The 15,456-nt window shown below is 66.5% G+C and carries 13 protein-coding genes; 4 read left to right on the top strand and 9 right to left on the bottom strand.

Annotated elements, in window-relative coordinates:
- Nucleotides 1-34 precede the first annotated feature (34 nt).
- From CFB50_RS34645 to CFB50_RS34655, 3 genes are all read left to right on the top strand, one after another.
- Nucleotides 35-2,446, top strand: a complete 2,412-nt coding sequence (locus CFB50_RS34645; protein WP_089448938.1) for a hypothetical protein — start codon at nt 35-37, stop codon at nt 2,444-2,446.
- Between the two features lie 407 nt (nt 2,447-2,853).
- Nucleotides 2,854-3,075 (top strand): hypothetical protein, encoded by a 222-nt coding sequence (locus CFB50_RS40355; protein ID WP_089448939.1) that lies wholly within the window; start codon nt 2,854-2,856, stop codon nt 3,073-3,075.
- Nucleotides 3,076-3,317: 242 nt separating this feature from the next.
- Nucleotides 3,318-4,427: a polyamine ABC transporter substrate-binding protein gene (locus tag CFB50_RS34655; protein WP_089449062.1), complete on the top strand. Its 1,110-nt coding sequence runs from the start codon at nt 3,318-3,320 to the stop codon at nt 4,425-4,427.
- A gap of 148 nt (nt 4,428-4,575) precedes the next feature.
- Here the strand turns inward: CFB50_RS34655 and CFB50_RS34660 are convergent, their stop codons facing one another.
- From CFB50_RS34660 to CFB50_RS34690, 6 genes are all read right to left on the bottom strand, one after another.
- Nucleotides 4,576-5,127: a DNA-binding protein gene (locus CFB50_RS34660; RefSeq protein WP_089448940.1), complete on the bottom strand. Its 552-nt coding sequence runs from the start codon at nt 5,125-5,127 to the stop codon at nt 4,576-4,578.
- Between the two features lie 51 nt (nt 5,128-5,178).
- Nucleotides 5,179-6,426, bottom strand: a complete 1,248-nt coding sequence (locus CFB50_RS34665; RefSeq protein WP_089448941.1) for an MFS transporter — start codon at nt 6,424-6,426, stop codon at nt 5,179-5,181.
- Between the two features lie 295 nt (nt 6,427-6,721).
- Nucleotides 6,722-7,051, bottom strand: a complete 330-nt coding sequence (locus CFB50_RS34670) for an H-NS histone family protein (protein ID WP_027792132.1) — start codon at nt 7,049-7,051, stop codon at nt 6,722-6,724.
- 327 nt (nt 7,052-7,378) lie between these two features.
- Nucleotides 7,379-8,728 (bottom strand): reverse transcriptase family protein, encoded by a 1,350-nt coding sequence (locus CFB50_RS34680; protein ID WP_089448942.1) that lies wholly within the window; start codon nt 8,726-8,728, stop codon nt 7,379-7,381.
- A gap of 265 nt (nt 8,729-8,993) precedes the next feature.
- Nucleotides 8,994-9,566, bottom strand: coding sequence for a plasmid fertility inhibition factor family protein (locus CFB50_RS34685; protein WP_089448943.1), 573 nt, complete (start codon nt 9,564-9,566; stop codon nt 8,994-8,996).
- A 191-nt stretch (nt 9,567-9,757) separates the two neighbouring features.
- Nucleotides 9,758-10,765, bottom strand: a complete 1,008-nt coding sequence (locus CFB50_RS34690) for a DMT family transporter (protein WP_174945259.1) — start codon at nt 10,763-10,765, stop codon at nt 9,758-9,760.
- Nucleotides 10,766-11,369: 604 nt separating this feature from the next.
- Between CFB50_RS34690 and CFB50_RS34695 the strand changes: the two genes are divergently transcribed.
- Nucleotides 11,370-11,642, top strand: a complete 273-nt coding sequence (locus CFB50_RS34695) for a hypothetical protein (protein WP_089448945.1) — start codon at nt 11,370-11,372, stop codon at nt 11,640-11,642.
- Nucleotides 11,643-11,878: 236 nt separating this feature from the next.
- On the opposite strand, the gene CFB50_RS34700 is transcribed toward CFB50_RS34695, so the two are convergent.
- The 3 genes from CFB50_RS34700 to CFB50_RS34710 all read right to left on the bottom strand — a co-directional run bounded on the left by CFB50_RS34700 (nt 11,879) and on the right by CFB50_RS34710 (nt 15,359).
- Nucleotides 11,879-12,862 carry a succinylglutamate desuccinylase/aspartoacylase domain-containing protein gene (locus tag CFB50_RS34700; protein ID WP_089448946.1) on the bottom strand — a complete coding sequence of 328 codons (984 nt, stop codon included), beginning with the start codon at nt 12,860-12,862 and terminating at the stop codon, nt 11,879-11,881.
- 81 nt (nt 12,863-12,943) lie between these two features.
- On the bottom strand, nt 12,944-14,272 hold the full coding sequence (locus CFB50_RS34705) for an MFS transporter (protein WP_089448947.1): 1,329 nt from the start codon (nt 14,270-14,272) through the stop codon (nt 12,944-12,946).
- 178 nt (nt 14,273-14,450) lie between these two features.
- On the bottom strand, nt 14,451-15,359 hold the full coding sequence (locus CFB50_RS34710) for a LysR family transcriptional regulator (RefSeq protein ID WP_089448948.1): 909 nt from the start codon (nt 15,357-15,359) through the stop codon (nt 14,451-14,453).
- Nucleotides 15,360-15,456 lie beyond the last annotated feature (97 nt).

Below are 15,456 nucleotides of genomic sequence, written 5' to 3' on the forward strand. Positions count from 1 at the left end.
CTCGATTTCCCTCGCCATTTCTTCCGGATTGACCATGAACGAATCCAACGACGCCCTCGATACCGTCGATGCCCGCGCCGCCGCGCTGCGCGACCGCCTGGGCCCGCACGTCGCACCCGAAGGCCTGTATGAGCGCCACAAACGCCTGCCGTTCGCCGGACGCGTGCGCTGCAACGTTGCCCAGCTCGAAGCCGGCGCATGGAGCGAGATCGTGCTCGATTACGAAGTCGGCTCGTCGGGCATCGCCGACGGTGGCTGGCTGAAGGCCACCTTCAAGTTCTATTCGGATTGGGCGCTGTTCCAGACCAGCGATCCGAGCGCCGCGAACTACATCAGTGCCGAATACCATGCCGCACCGCCCGTGCCGGGCCAGAGCCCGGCCACCGTGCAGGCGCTGAACGTGCGCTTCGACCAGAAGGGACACGAGCGGCCGTTCCAGAAGGCCGTGATCGTCGACATCGTCGACGGTTACGTGAATGCCGGCGACCGGATCGTGATCCGGCTCGGCGATCGTCGTCGCGGCCCCGGCACGCGTGTGCAGACCTTCGCCGAGGACAACTTCCGGTTCCGGCTCTACGTCGATCCGCTCGGTACGTCGCGCTTCGTCGCCGTGCCCGGAGACATCTCGATCGACATCCGTGCCGGCGCACCTTCCGACGTACTCCTGAATGGCCCGCGCTTCGTGCGGCCCGGCACGCGCGCGCCATTCCGGCTATCGCTGCAGGACCGCTGGGGCAACGCGTGCCGAGACGCAGGCAGCACCGCACGCGTCGTCGCATACGACGTACGCGGCGAAGCCGTCTACCGACGCGAGCACGCGCTGCCCGATGCCGGGCTCGCGACCTGCGCGGTCGACGACCTGCCGGTCGATGCCGGCACGCTGCGCATCGTGGCCGACATCCCCGCCCACCCGGACGTGCGCGCGGCCGAAGCGTGGCTCACGAGCGACGCTTCGCTGCCTGCGCCCCGTGCGTTGTATGCCGACCTGCACGTCCACGCCCACGATACGGTCGGCACCAACAGCCCGGCGTACAACGCGCGCTACGCACGCGACATCGGCGGCATCGACGTGCTCGGCTATACGGCGAACGATTTCCAGATCACCGACGAGAACTGGCAACTCGGAGTGGAGGCGGTCGAGCAGTTCAACGATCCGGGCCGCTTCGTCGTCTATCCGGTGCAGGAATGGTGCGGCAGTTCGACCGCGGGCGGCGACCACAATGTCGTATTTCTCGGCGACGCGCGGCCGGATTTCCCGTACAACGCGCGCGGCGAGCACAATCGCACGCTGGTCTGGAACGAGGACATGAAGGGCAATGCGGTCGAGCTCGGCCGCTGGCCCGTCGAGGAACTGTGGGATGCGTATGCGGACGATGCCGCGCATCATCTGGTGATGCCGCACGTGGGTGGCCGCCGCTATATCCCCGACTGGCACCATCCCGAGCTCGAACGGCTCGTCGAGATCGCGTCGTCGTGGGGACACTTCGGCTGGCTTTACCAGGACGTGATCGCGCGCGGCTATCGGCTCGGCGTGGCGGCCAGCGGCGACGAGCATCGCGGGCGGCCCGGCGGTGGCGCGCCCGGCGTACAGGTGTTCGGCGTGCGTGGCGGCCTGACCGGCGTGCTGGCCGAATCCCTCGACCGCCGCAGCATCGGCGAGGCGCTTCGCGCCCGTCATACCTGGGCGACGACGGGAGAGCACACTGCACTGCTCGTTCAATGCGGCGAATACCGGCAAGGCGACGCGTTCCGGCATCGCGGGGCAGCCAGGCTCGATTACCGCCTGCTCGGCAATGCAGGCTGGGAATACGTGGCGGCATACGACCATACCGGCGTGATCTGGGAACGCGATCTTCACGCGGAGCTGGGATACGCGCAGCGGCACATCCGGATTCGCTGGGGAGGTGCACGCATTCGCGATCGCTATCGCTGGGCCTCCTGGCGCGGCACGATCCGCGTGCTGAACGGCACGATCCACAATTTCAGATCAACCGGTTTCGAACACCTCGAGGAGGCGGCCTGGCGTTCCGGGACGACCGACATTGGCTTCGCAAGCGATACGTACGGCGATGCCGACAGCGTCGAGATCGAAGTGGGCGGCCTGGCCGATGCCACGATCGTCGTCGAAGGCACCATTGACGGTTTCGTCAAGGTCGGCGATCCGCTGGCCGGCAATCCGTTTGCGCATGCGCCGACGTTCCGTCATGAGATTCGTGGTGCGGATCTGCTGGCAGCAGGCTCCGCGACGCACCAGCTCGGTGGCACCGAGCTGTTTCTCGCCATCGAACGGCTGACTGAGCAGACCTTGCCGACGGACCTCTCGGGAAGCATCGAGATCGACCCGGCCAACGCCTCGTTCGGCCACCGCCCCGTGTATTTCTTCGGGCGGCAACGCGATGATGCGAAGGTCTGGTCTTCGGCGCAGTTCATCACGTTCGAAGATTGAGCGCGTCCGACTCGACCCACCTTGTCACCGGGATCTTTCGACGGCCTTTCCGACGATCGCCTGGTGACGATCGCGGCAGCGAACCGTCGAATATTCTCATCACTTCGAGCGTTTCCTGATCACCCAAAGCAGCGTTGCCTGCGCGGTTTCCCCGCCATCACCACCGCGCCGAACGCGCTCATGGGCCCTCCAATCCCTAGGGAAAATCCCGAGACATCCTTACAGCGATTTACCTGATGATTCATGGAAGCGTCATGTTTCAACGATTCTGACGTCCGCCAAGCTTTCAATCCGTGTCATTCAGCCGATGCCGCCGCGCGGCAAATGCGCTGACCGAAACCTGAAACGGCAGCCGCTGGCGAATCGTCAGGTGTTCAATACTTTCAACAACCCGGTCGAGAGTAATCGTGAGATTCCGTGGCCCGCTGGTGCGGTGGAGACGAGGCGATGCGCGAAACCTGCGCGCCGCGATCGCGTCCTCCGATGACAGTGACGGCGGGCAAAGCCCTCGCCTGCCTCTGTCGATCTACACCATCCTGTCCCGCCGCTCCGTTCGCCGCCACAACGCCGTCGCCGCGCGTGCGTACGTCGCGATCCATACCGACGACGTGGCATCGCTGCTGCCTTAGCGTCCCGCCTCTTTCCCTGACTCCGTTCGACCCATTCACCGTGTCACCCGACCGGTGACGGGATCGGCTCGCGCTTCGTGTTCCGCGCGAGCCGGCTCGCCGTCAAATGGACTCCTGATCGTTGTGCAGCGCGTTCGCTCACTGCGAGCGTCGGCTGCGCACGCCCGCTTCATCCGATGAACCGTCGCGCAACGACCCGCGCCAAGCAGATCGACCCGCGCACCGAAATGGAAGACTCCATCATGCGAATCCGCACGCTTCGCCGCGCCCTGGCAACCGCCGCCCTCCTGTCGGCCGCCGCGGCCGCCGGCACGACCGCCCACGCGGCCGGCGAACTGAACATCTACAACTGGTCCGACTACATCGCGCCGGACACGATCCCGACCTTCCAGAAGCAGACGGGCCTCCACGTCCGCTACGACAACTACGACAGCGACGACACGCTGCAGGCGAAACTGATGTCGGGGAATTCCGGCTACGACATCGTCGTGCCGACGTCGAACTACATGGCCAAGCAGATCCAGGCGAGCGTCTACCAGCCGCTCGACAAGTCGAAGCTGCCGAACCTCGCGAACCTCGATCCGCTGCTGATGAAGATGGTCGCCGACGCCGATCCGGGCAACCAGTACGGCGTGCCGTGGGCGTACGGCACCGACGGCATCGGCTACAACGTGCAGGCCGTGAAGAAGGCGCTCGGCGACAAGGCGCCGGTCGACAGCTGGGCGCTGGTGTTCGACCCGGCCAACATGGCGAAACTGAAGAGCTGCGGCGTGTCGTTCCTCGACCAGGCCGTCGACGTGTTCGCGGCCACGCTGCAGTACATGGGCAAGGATCCGAACAGCACGAACCCGGCCGACTACCCCGCCGCGTACGAGGTGCTGAAGAAGGTGCGTCCGTACATCACGCAGTTCAACTCGTCGGGCTACATCAACGATCTCGCGAACAACGACCTGTGCGTGGCGTTCGGCTATTCGGGCGACGTCGGCATCGCGCACCGCCGCGCCGCCGAAGCGAAGCGCCCGTACGAGATCGGCTTCGCGAACCCGAAGGAAGGCGGCCTGCTGTGGTTCGACATGATGGTGATCCCGAAGGACGCGCCGAACCGCGACGCCGCGCTGAAGTGGATCAACAACGTGCAGGATCCGAAGGTCAACGCCGGCATCACCAACGCGGTGTTCTATCCGACCGCGAACAAGGCCGCGCGCCAGTACGTGAAGCCCGCGATCGCACGTGATACGTCGGTGTATCCGCCCGACGAAGTGCTGAGCAAGATGACGCTGCTCAAGCCGATGCCGCCGGAGATCCGCCGGCTGCAGAACCGGCTGTGGGCGCAGTTGAAGACGGGCCGCTGAACCGCGCGCCGCGGTCACGAATCGTGCCGCCGGCGGCTTGCTCGCGCCGGCGGCACGTCGTCGCATCGAAATCGGTCACATCGCTTGCCGAGGCGCCGACCCTGCCACGCGAGCATCGCAACGACCGTAGTCGAACCGGCCGCGCGAATTATCGAAGCGCCTGCTCCGCAGAGAATGCGTCGTCCACGAAGCGGATCACATCATCGAGCGACGACGTGCACGTGGCCCCCGCCGCAAGCTCGCGAAACGCGCCTTCCGGCCCGAAGCAGATGAGCGGCTTGCGCCAGCGCCGCGCGAGCGCGATCTCCTCGGCCGTGCCGTGGCCGCCCGGCAGCGCAACGATCAGGTCGCTGCTCAGCACGTTCACGTAATTGCGGTTGATCGTATCCGGGGCGGCGTCCGGCTCCCGGCGCGGCAGCGGCGTGAGGATCGGGATGTCGACGAACGGATGCGGATAGCCGTCGAGCGGCACGAAGCCCGCGAGCGGATCGGCCTGCGTCGGCAGGATGCCGATCGACCGGCCGGCCCGCCCCGGCACGCCGGCGAACGCGCGCGCGACCGCCAGCATCACGCCCTGCCCGCCGCCCGTCAGCAGGTTAAAACCGGCCTGCGCGAGCCAGGTGCCGAGCGGCTCCGAAAACGCGAGCCACGGCTCCTTGCCGGAGCCCATCACGCCGATCGTCTTGTTCTTCTGTTGCATCGTGGTTATGAGTGAAGTCGTTGGTCGGTGGGTGGCGCGCGATCGGCGCGCTCATTCGAGCTCGACGCCCTTGAGCTCGGGAATCAGGAACAGCGTCGCGACCATGTCGAGCACGTAGAGGCCGGCGAGCAGCGCGATGGCCGTCTGGAACGAGTAGTGCGCGGCCAGCGCGCCGACCGCGACCGGGCCGAAACCGCCGACCGCGCGGCCGATATTCCACAGCACGTTCTGCGCGGTGGCGCGTGCGGCCGTCGGATAGCCTTCCGACATCAGCGTCCCGTAGCCGCCGACCATCCCGTTGACGAACATGCCCATCAGCGCACCGGCCCACAGCATCGCGGTCGGGTCCGACAGCCGCGCATACGCGAGGACCGTCGCGACCGCGCCGAGCTGGTACAGCAGGAACGTCGGCTTGCGCCCGATGCGGTCGGCCAGCTGCCCGAACACCCAGACGCCGATCATCATCCCGACGACCGTCGCCGCCGTCCACAGCCCCGACTTCGTCAGCGAGAAGCCCATCTGTTTCGACAGGAAAGTCGGCAGCCAGATCATGATCCCGTAGTAGCCGAAGTTCTGGACCGAACACAGGATCACGATGCCGACGCTCGTGCGCGCGGTGCGGCCGTCCGCGACGAGCAGGCGGAACGCGTTGGCCTTCGGCTGCGCTGCGCGCTGCACGAACGCTTCAGGCTCGTGCAGCCTGTTGCGCATCGCCCATGCGAGCAGCGCGGGCAGCACGCCGACCACGAACATCCCGCGCCAGCCGATGTGCTGCAGCAGGAACGGCGTCAGCAGGGCCGCCAGCAATACGCCGGCCTGCCAGCCGAGCGCGACGTAACACGACACGCGTGCGCGTTTGCTCGCCGGCCACGCTTCCGCCGCGAGCGCCATGCCGATCCCGAACTCGCCGCCGAGCCCGATGCCCGCGATGGTGCGGTACACGAGCAGATCCTCGAAGCCCTGTGCGAACGCGCACAGCCCGGTGAAGACCGCGAACAGCAGGATCGTCCAGGTCAGCACGCGCACCCGCCCGTAACGATCGCTCAATGCACCGAACAGGATGCCGCCCGCGACGGCGCCGATCAGCGTCCACGTGACCAGCGCGCCGCCCTGCCCGGGCGTCAGATGCAGCGCCGCCGTGATCGCCGGCAGCATGAAGCCGAGGATCAGCAGGTCGAAGCCGTCCATCGCATAGCCGATCGCCGATCCGGCCAGCGCTTTCCACGCGTACGCGCCGACCTGCTCCACGCGCGGGGCCGACGGGCCGCCGAGCGCCGAAGATTTCATGTTTGCTGCCATGGTGTCCTGCCACGATTGTCCGGCGACATTCTAAGGCCTGTGCCGGTGCCCGACGGGCCGGCAGACCCGCCGGCGACGAGGGTCCGCGCGCGCGTCGACACCCGCTGCGGGACGGCGAGCGGGAATCTGCGGGCAATGAAGGGGGGAAAAACGGCGATCCGGTGTCGGCGGCGAGACCGGCGATGCCGCGGTCAGGCCGGACACCGAATGAAAAGCAGCATGCTTGCGGAGTGTTGCCGTCCGGCCCGCTCGCGCGAACCGGACGGCGCCGGGTGGCCTGGCGGCCCGGCCGGCTTCAGCCTTGATCGTCTCCGGGCCACCAGGTCTTGGCCTCGCGGTCGACGGCGAGCGTATCGAGATCCTTGCCTTCGAGCCATTTCGGGCGCGGGCCGCGGCCCGACCATGAGCGGCCGGTCGTCGGATCGTAGTACTTGGCAGGCGCCTTGCGTTTTCGCTGGACGATGTAGCCAAGCGCGCTCAGCACTTCCTGCTGCGAAATTCCCAAAAGCTCGACCTGTTCCTTGAATGCCGCGAGCGCGGCCTGCTTCTCCTTCTGCTTCGCATCCGACAGCTTGATATTCAGGTCCCGAAGTTGTGCTTCGAGTTCCTGCAGGGCCTGGGTCATGTATTCATCCTCTTTGGGCATGTTTTCGCAAAAAGCTCCGATGGCGGAACCTACCACGAAGTTCCGCCGATGGGGGCTGTCAAATGGGTGAATCGGTTGCCTGAGCCGGCGTGGCTTGCGCGATACGCACTAAACGACGTCGCGCGTCAATCAATGACAGCCAGGACCGGGCCGGCAACGCGCAGCCCGCCATGTACGAAGGCACGGCGAACGGCTGCGGCAAGTAAGCGCCGCACCTGGCACCGGCGCGGCATGGCGCGAATGATAGCAGTGCTGTGCACCGTTTTTGCAGAAGGTGCCGGCCGGCGTCGATGCGGATACGTCCGATTACTGGCCGACGTCGCAGGTGTCCCACGCGATCCGGTCGAACAGCGCGCGCAGCTTCGCGCCGCGCGCCGCGTTCAGCGCGGCCGCATGCGCGACGCGCCCGGCGAGATGCGCGCGGAAATCCGGATGCGCATCGCGATTCTGCGACGCCGGGCCGCTCCGGATGCAGTTGGTCAGGATGGCCTTCAGGAGATCGAACGCATCGCGCGCCAGGTTCGGATGACGATTGACGACCACGCCGGCCAATTGCTGCCGCGCGCCGCGCCGCATCACGCGCGTCTTGCGCAGTTGCAGCGCAAAGCCTTCCTCGAGCGCGATCGCGGCGACCCGGACCTGCAGCCGTTCGACGTCGCGCGCCAGCGTGCCGCCGCCGGAAAAGGCGAGATCGTCGGCATAGCGCGTGTAGGTTGCACCGAGCGAACGCGCGAGCGCGGCGAGCCGCATGTCGAACCGGAACGCGCTCAGGTTCGCCAGCGCCGGCGACGTCGGGGCGCCCTGCGGCAGATGCCGTTCGCGATAACGCTGGCGGCCGACCCAGTCGAACCGGTCGCGCAGGTCCGGCGCGAGCAGCCGTGCGGACGGCACGCGGTTGGTGCACAGCCCGGTGAGCGTACGCGCGACTTCGGCCGGATACCCGAGCGTGACGAACAGCGCGTGCACGCGTGCGGCGCGTATCGATACGAAGAAATCCGCCAGATCGAAACGGACGACGACATCGCGATCCGCATGGGGGGCCGCGAACGACACGATTCCGTGCCCCTTGCGAAAACCGTGTACCGCACCGTGCGGCGCGATGCGATCGAGCAGCCCGTGCAGGATGCGGCGCTGCGCTTCGCGCAGCCGGCCTTTCGGGATTTCGACGAGGCGGCTGCCGCCGCTGCGCTTGTCGTGCGCCACGTACGTGTAGTGATGCAGCGGGGTGGCGCTGCCGCGCGCGTCGACGCGCCAGTGGTCGGACAGCCAGTCGAGCGCCGGCGGGCTCACGCCGAGCCAGTCGGCAAGATCGCCGGGCGTCGCCCATTGCGGCACGTCGCAGCCGGCGAGCGGCGCCGGCAACGGCCGCTGGACCGGGGGACGCCGCACGACGCGGATCGCGACGGGCCGATCGCTGCCGTACCAGGCGAGCACGAAAGCCGGCGCATCGGAGAGGTCAGCCGCAAGCGTATCGATGTCGATGTCGGCCCAGCGCGCACCGAAGCGTGCGAGCGCGGCATCCGCGACTTCGTGAGTCCACGGTGGCGCGCCGCCGAGCACAGCCGCCATCCGTGACAGGACGCCGGGGCGTTCAGGTTCGCCGGCCAGCATCGCTTCCGCAATCGTGCGGGTGGTGTCGAACAGGGAGCCGGACATGGGAATCGATAGGCGGGACGATGAGCCAACGTGACTGGTGCTGCGAGGAGTCGCGTTGCGCAACGCGCAACCGTCCTCCTTGCGACGCATCGGGGTGTCAATTTCATCCACGGGGTAGCCCCGTAGTCCTGGAACATCGGCTGCCTGTTCCGGGCGTGTGCTTGACCCACCGGCCCGCGATGCGACTTTAATGGCCGCGAACGCGGCGTGTCAAACCGGGTGGCGATCCAGCGCCGCGGCGGCGCGCCGGATCGCGACGCGCAACCTACGCGTGCCGGGAAAACAGCTCGCGGTACGCGATCGGCGCGACGCCGACGCCGGCCATGTTGTTCAGCATCGTGGCCCACGTCGCGTTGTCGACGCTGACCGGAAACGATCGCACACGGTTGGCGAGCAGCCAGAAGGTGCGCGTTATGCCGTTGCTCATCGCGACTTCGTACCCGCTTCCCTCGAGCCAGTAGCCGACCGGCGGCAGTTCCACCGGTTCGAGGCGGCCGGCCCGGAACGCGGCGGCGGCCGACGCGTATTTGCTGTCGAGCGGCATGACGCGGCGCGGCACGCAGTCCTGCGAATTCAGTTGCGGAAACGCCGGGCTCGTGCCGAGCCACAGGCCGTAGAACTTCTGAGCGTCGAGATGCACGACGAAGCGCTCCGTTTCGGCGGGCGTTGCCGCCATGTAGCAGTCGGCCTGGCCGGGAACGACAACGCGCCACGTCGCGCGCTGCGCGCTCAGGTCGACCAGCTCGCTCGGCAGCGGCCGCGGCTGGATGGGAGACGGACGTCCCGCTTCGCGCAGGTCGCGTGCGCGATCGAGTCCGATACGAAGACGTGTCAGCATAGGCCCTCTCTTTCTCTCGTGATTTGTTCGAATGCGTCAGGGGGCGGGCAACTACATCGTCACGTGTTTGCAATACGCGGGCCCGGTGTCCTGATGCTCCCGGTGTGTTCGGGAACTCGCGCAGTGTAGCGCTTTTCCATTTACGTCAAGATGACCGCGCCCGACCGGAAGGCCCGGGACCGGGCGCCGTGTCACGATCGATCGCCCTGCCCGGCGCCGCTCGGCACGATTGCGCGGCCGGCCGTGCCGGCGTGCGTCAGTGCGATCCCGATCACGACCAGCACGAGCGCCGGCACCACGTACCACCGCAAGGGCTCCCCCAGCAGTGCCGACGACAACAGGACGCCGAAGATCGGCACGAGGAACAGGTAGATCGATACCGCGCCCGCCTTGTTGTAGGACATCAGGCTGTTCCACAACAGGAAACTGGCGGCGGATACGAACGCCAGATACGCCAGCACGAGTACCGACCCGAGCGAGAAGTCGAATGGCGCGACGCCTGCTTTCGCGCCGCCGACCGCGATCAGGGCAACGCCGCCGAGCAACATCTGCATTGCGGTGAGCGGCAGGACGGGCAGGATCGCGGGGGCCGCCTGCTTGCTCAGCATGTTGCCCAACGCGGCAAAAAACATCGCCGACAACATCAGTGCCGGGCCGCTTCCGATCGTGAATGCGTAGCCGTTGGCCATCACGTGGTAAAAGACGATGCCGGCAAAACCCAGCACGGCGGCGGCAACCTTGGTCGCGGTCATGCGGTCGTCGGCATGCATCACGTGCGCGAGGCCCAGTTGAAAGAACGTGAGCGTGCCGGCGATGATCGAGCCTTCCATGCCGCTGCTGAGCGCAATCCCCGCGTAGAAGAAAACGTATTGCAGGAAGGTCTGCACGACGCCCACGCGCACGATCGCCACGGCCGTTGTCCGGCTCAACGGTGGCCGAGCGACGCGTGCGGCGGCCATCAGCGCGAACAGCAGCAGTGCCGCCAGGACGAAGCGATAGCCCGCAAATTCGATCTGCTGGAATGTGTCGCCGCGGCGTATGCCCAGCATCCCGTATCCGACCTTCACGACCGGAAACGCGCTGCCCCACAGGCAAGTCGCTGTCAGTGCCGTCACGAAGCGACCGGCGGGTGCGGCAAGGAAACCCGTCACGCCGGACCGTGCCGGCCCGAACGCGTGATCGACCGGTTCATTTCGCAACGTAGCCTCCATCGACCAGATGGTCCGCTCCGGCAATGATGGAGGCGGCCTGCAACGCGAGAAAACACACGGCCGCCGCGGCGGGACTCGGCAGCATGCGTTGCCGGTTCTTGACACGTGTGCACGGTGTTCCGACGGTTTCAATGTGTTCGGAAACCCGCGCAGTGTATCGCCTTCGATGAACGCCCGCGCGCTTCGCCTGCCGCGCCCGCCACACCATCAACCATCGAATCAATATTCGTCGCCGATCATTTAAATATCGAAATAATCAAAAAACAAAAACAACAGCCAGCAGAATTCAATGAAATCAAATTCAAACAAAAATTATCGAATACGATTAACGATAAATTAATACGATTGGCGCCATCAAAATCAAATAAATAGTCTGTGTTGTGCGCCGCAACACCGTGATTCAAAGAGCAACGAGATACGGAGGCGCAGCATGAATTACTTCATTCATGCTTGGTCGCAGGGTTTCCCCTTATCAGGCCACCGTTGATTTCCAGACACTTGTGAATCAGCAATCCGGAAAGACAGTCACGTCTTCCCGGGCGTGACCGACGTCGTCAGATCGCATTAATTCATTCAATACCAAAGGAAAGTCATGAAGAAGATTGCAACCGTGCTGTTTTCAGCACTGATGCTCGCCTCCACGTGCGCGTCCGCCCAGGCGCTTTGCAAAGCCGGCAAGATCGACAAGATCGAAACCGACGCCACCGGCAACCTGCTGGTGACCATTAACGACGGCGCCTACTCGTTCAGTGCCAAGGAAGTTTATTCGATTATTTACCAGGCCTATTCAGAAAACCGGAATCTGTTTATCTACGGAAACAATTGTGCGAATGGCTCGCCGGCAACCCGCTTTGCCATTCGTTAATCGACCTTAAAGCGCTCGACGATTACCCGTACGTCGAGCCCGGCGCCGGATTGACATTCTGAATCCGGCGCCGTCGCGGGCGGCGGGGGGCGACACGAAGCAACGTGACACCCGCATGCCCGCTATCTGTTCCGTCCTGGCATCAATGAGTCAGGCTCGCCGTCCATTGGGGGGCAGCATTTATCGCGTTCGGCCAGCCCAATGACGGACCGCATCGCAGCGGCCCTGGTACGCCATCAGCGATCCAGCAATCGCCCCAGCCGCGCCATCGTGACGTTCACGCCGAGATGGCGCATCGACGGTTGCACGATCACGCAATTGTCGTACGGCGTGACGATCACGTCGTCGCCGTCGCGCGCGATCTCGGTGCCGGCTTTCTCGATCACCTCGAGCCCCGTGAACGGTTGCGAGAACCGGAAATCCATCGAGCGTGCGACGACCGGCTCCGTGATCTCCACGAACTTCTGCCGCACCGGCGCGGCTTGCGTGAGGAAGGCCCCGACGTCGTCGCGTGTGACAACACCCGCATGCAGCAGGAAGCGCGCCGCGCTGTCGAGCGCGACATCGCGTGCGCTCGCGGCAAAGTGCTGGCCCGTCTCGATCAGCAGCGCATTCTTCGCGCTCGCCGGATCGCCGAAGCCGCCGTAGTCGCGCAGCCGTGTGCCGTTCGCATGGCCGTGATCGATGATCACGTGCTCCGGCGTGCCGATCGCGGCCGCCAGCGCGATCGCCTTCTCGAGCGGCCCGGTCATCATCAGCGGCGCGGATGCTTCGTGCATCGAGTGAATGTCGAGCAGCAGGTCGACCGTATCGAGCAGCGGGCGCATCATGCGCGCACGCGCGAGTTCGCGGCTGTCGCGCGTGCCGTCGAGCGCGGCCGGCGTCCACACGCGATTCATGTCCTCGTCGAGATAGCGCGTCGCATCGGCGTTCTCCGCGCTGAAGTGCTCGTATGCGCCGACATTGCCGAAGCCGAGCGACAGGCGGCCCGCAACCGGGCGCAGGCCCGCGGCCAGCAACGTGTCCACCGCGATCGCGCCGCTGACTTCGTTGCCGTGCGTGAGCGCGAGGATCATCACGTGCTTGCCGGGCCGGCCGCTGTCGAACGTGTGCAGATAGTCGATGCCCGTGTTGCCCGCGCGCCAGCGCGAGAGGTCGGGGAACGCCACTTCGATCGGATACGCCGGCAACGCGGCGCGGATGGCTTCAAGCGTGGTCATGTCGGAAAGGCTCAACAGGGTTCGGGAAAGGCGCAGCCGGCGTGTGCCGGTTGCGCCGGAATCGGGTCCGGGGCCAGTACGTCACGCCTCGGTTGCACGCGTCGACGGCGTGGCGGAAGCCGCCGCGCCGCGCATCCGCCGGCCGAGCGAGATCACCGACGTGATCCCGAGCACGGCGGTGGCCATCACGTAGAAACTCGGCGCCAGCTTGTTGTGCGTCGCGTCGATCAGCCAGGTCACGATCAGCGGCGCGAAGCCGCCGAACAGCGTCACCGAGAAGTTGTACGACAGCGCGAGGCCGGTGCCGCGCGTGCTCGTCGGGAAGATGTCGGCGAGCAGCGCCGGCAGCGGCGCGAGGCTCACCGCGATCAGCAGGCCGACCAGCGCCTGCACCGCGAGCAGCGTCTCGACCGTCGGATAACGGTTCAACATCACGAACAGCGGCCACGTCGTGACGCCGACCAGGATCAGCGCGATCAGCATCACGCGAATGCGGCCGAACCGATCCGACAGGTGCCCGACGACGGGCGCAGCGACCATCAGCATCGCGCCCGTGACGACCGCGCCGAGATACGACGAGGTGGCCGGGATATGCAGTTGCTTGACCGCGTACGTCGGCATGTACAGCTTGTGCACGTAGTTGAACGCCGTGGCCGTCGCGACGACGCCCGCGCCGAGCAGCAGGTTCGCGCGATCGCGAGCGAACACGTCGCGCAGCGGCGACTTCGCGCGCCCCTTCTCGCCGAGCCGGCGGAAATCGGCCGGTTCGTCGATGTTGCGGCGGATGTAGAGCCCGACCGGGCCGATCAGCAGCCCGACCGAGAACGCGACGCGCCAGCCCCACGCATGCAGCTGGTCGGTCGTCAGCAGCAGGCTCAACAGCGCGGACACGCCGGCCGCGAGCACCGTCGCGAGCCCCTGCGTCGACATCTGCCAGCTCGCGAAGAAGCCGCGGCGCTTCGCATCGGCCTGCTCGACCATGAACGCGGTCGCCGCGCCGAATTCGCCGCCGGTCGAGAACCCCTGCAGCATCCGCGCGACGATGATCAGCAACGGCGACGCGATGCCGATCTGCGCATACGTCGGCGCGAACGCGATCATCGCGGTGCCGACCATCATCAGCCCGATCGACATCGTCAGCGATGCCTTGCGGCCCGCGCGGTCCGCATAGCTGCCGAGCACGATCGAGCCGAGCGGACGCGTGACGAACGAAATGCCGAACGTGCCCACCGACAGCAGCAGCGAGGTTGCCGCGTCGTGCGTGGGAAAGAACAGCTGGCCGATGACGATCGCGAAATAACCGTAGATCAGCAGATCGTAGAACTCCAGCGCGTTGCCGATGCTCGCGGCGCAGATCTCGCGCCACGGGTTGTGCGGGGCCGGCGTCGCGGCGTGCGTGTTGCGGGTCATTCCTGTGCTCCTCCGGTCATGCTGGCCGTCAGGATTTTGAAGGACGGCGCGCGGCGGTGCCGCGGCCGTTCGGGCCAGTCAAGCGCGGAGTGTAGGCAACGCGGGGCGGGCGTTCGTGCCGTTTCGGCACGCAATCGTGCCGATCGGCGCACGGGCCCCGGCGCCGAGCTTGCGGACGCTATGTCTCGCCGTCTTCGCGTGATGGCGCGGCGCGCCAGATCGCGTCCAGTACCGGGTGCGGATCGTTCCGGCGCCGGTACAGCGCGATGTCGAAGCCGATCTGCCAGTCCGCGCCGCCGACGATCGCGAGCTCGCCGCGCCGCACGTCGTCGGCGACGAGCCGCTGCGGCAGCCACGCGAGGCCGAGCCCGCGACGCGCCATCGCGAGGATCGCTTCATACGAGTCGGCCTGGTACACGGGCCGCAGCGTCGGGCGGTTCGGCATTTCGGCGAGATGGCGCGCGAGCACCGCACGCAGCGTCAGCGTGCGCGCGAACGCGAGCCACGGCACCGGTACCTGCCCGGACGGCAGCCGGTAGCGCACGCTGCCGCGCGCATCGAACGCGCTGACCGGCACCAGCACCTCGCGCGCGACGGACAGCCAGTCGAATCGGTCACGATCGATCAGCAGCCGCGTATGCGGGCTCGAATAGACGATCAGCATGTCGGCATCGCCGGCCGTGAGCTGCAGGATCGCTTCCTCCGCGCTGCCGGTCGATACCGTCGCCGTGAAGAAGCCTGCGCGCGCAACCGTTTCGTCGTACCAGTCGGGGAAGAAAGTGGCCGACAGCGTGCGACCGGTCGCGATCCGGAGATTGTTCTCCAGCACCGGCGCCGCTTCCTGGAGCTGCGTGCGGGCGCCGTGCAGGATGTCGAGCGCGTTCGACGCCGCATCGAGGAACACGGTGCCGGCCGCCGTCAGTTCGAGCGGCTTCGTGCGCGCGATCAGCCGCGTGCCGACCCATTCCTCGAGTGACCGGATGCGGCGGCCGAACGCCGGGTGCGTGACGAAGCGGTTCTCCGCTGCGCGCGTGAAGCTGCGCGTGCGCGCGAGTTCGACGAAGTCTTCGAGCCATTTCAGTTGCATGGCTGGGCTCCTGGGTGGGCGATGAGGTGCAGGCCGGTGCGCGCTCGCGAACGGCATTCATGGCGCGGGCGGCGCAATGGACGCATGTGCGCGGGCC

This window comes from Burkholderia sp. AU33423, from assembly GCF_002223135.1.
GTDB lineage: Bacteria > Pseudomonadota > Gammaproteobacteria > Burkholderiales > Burkholderiaceae > Burkholderia > Burkholderia lata_D.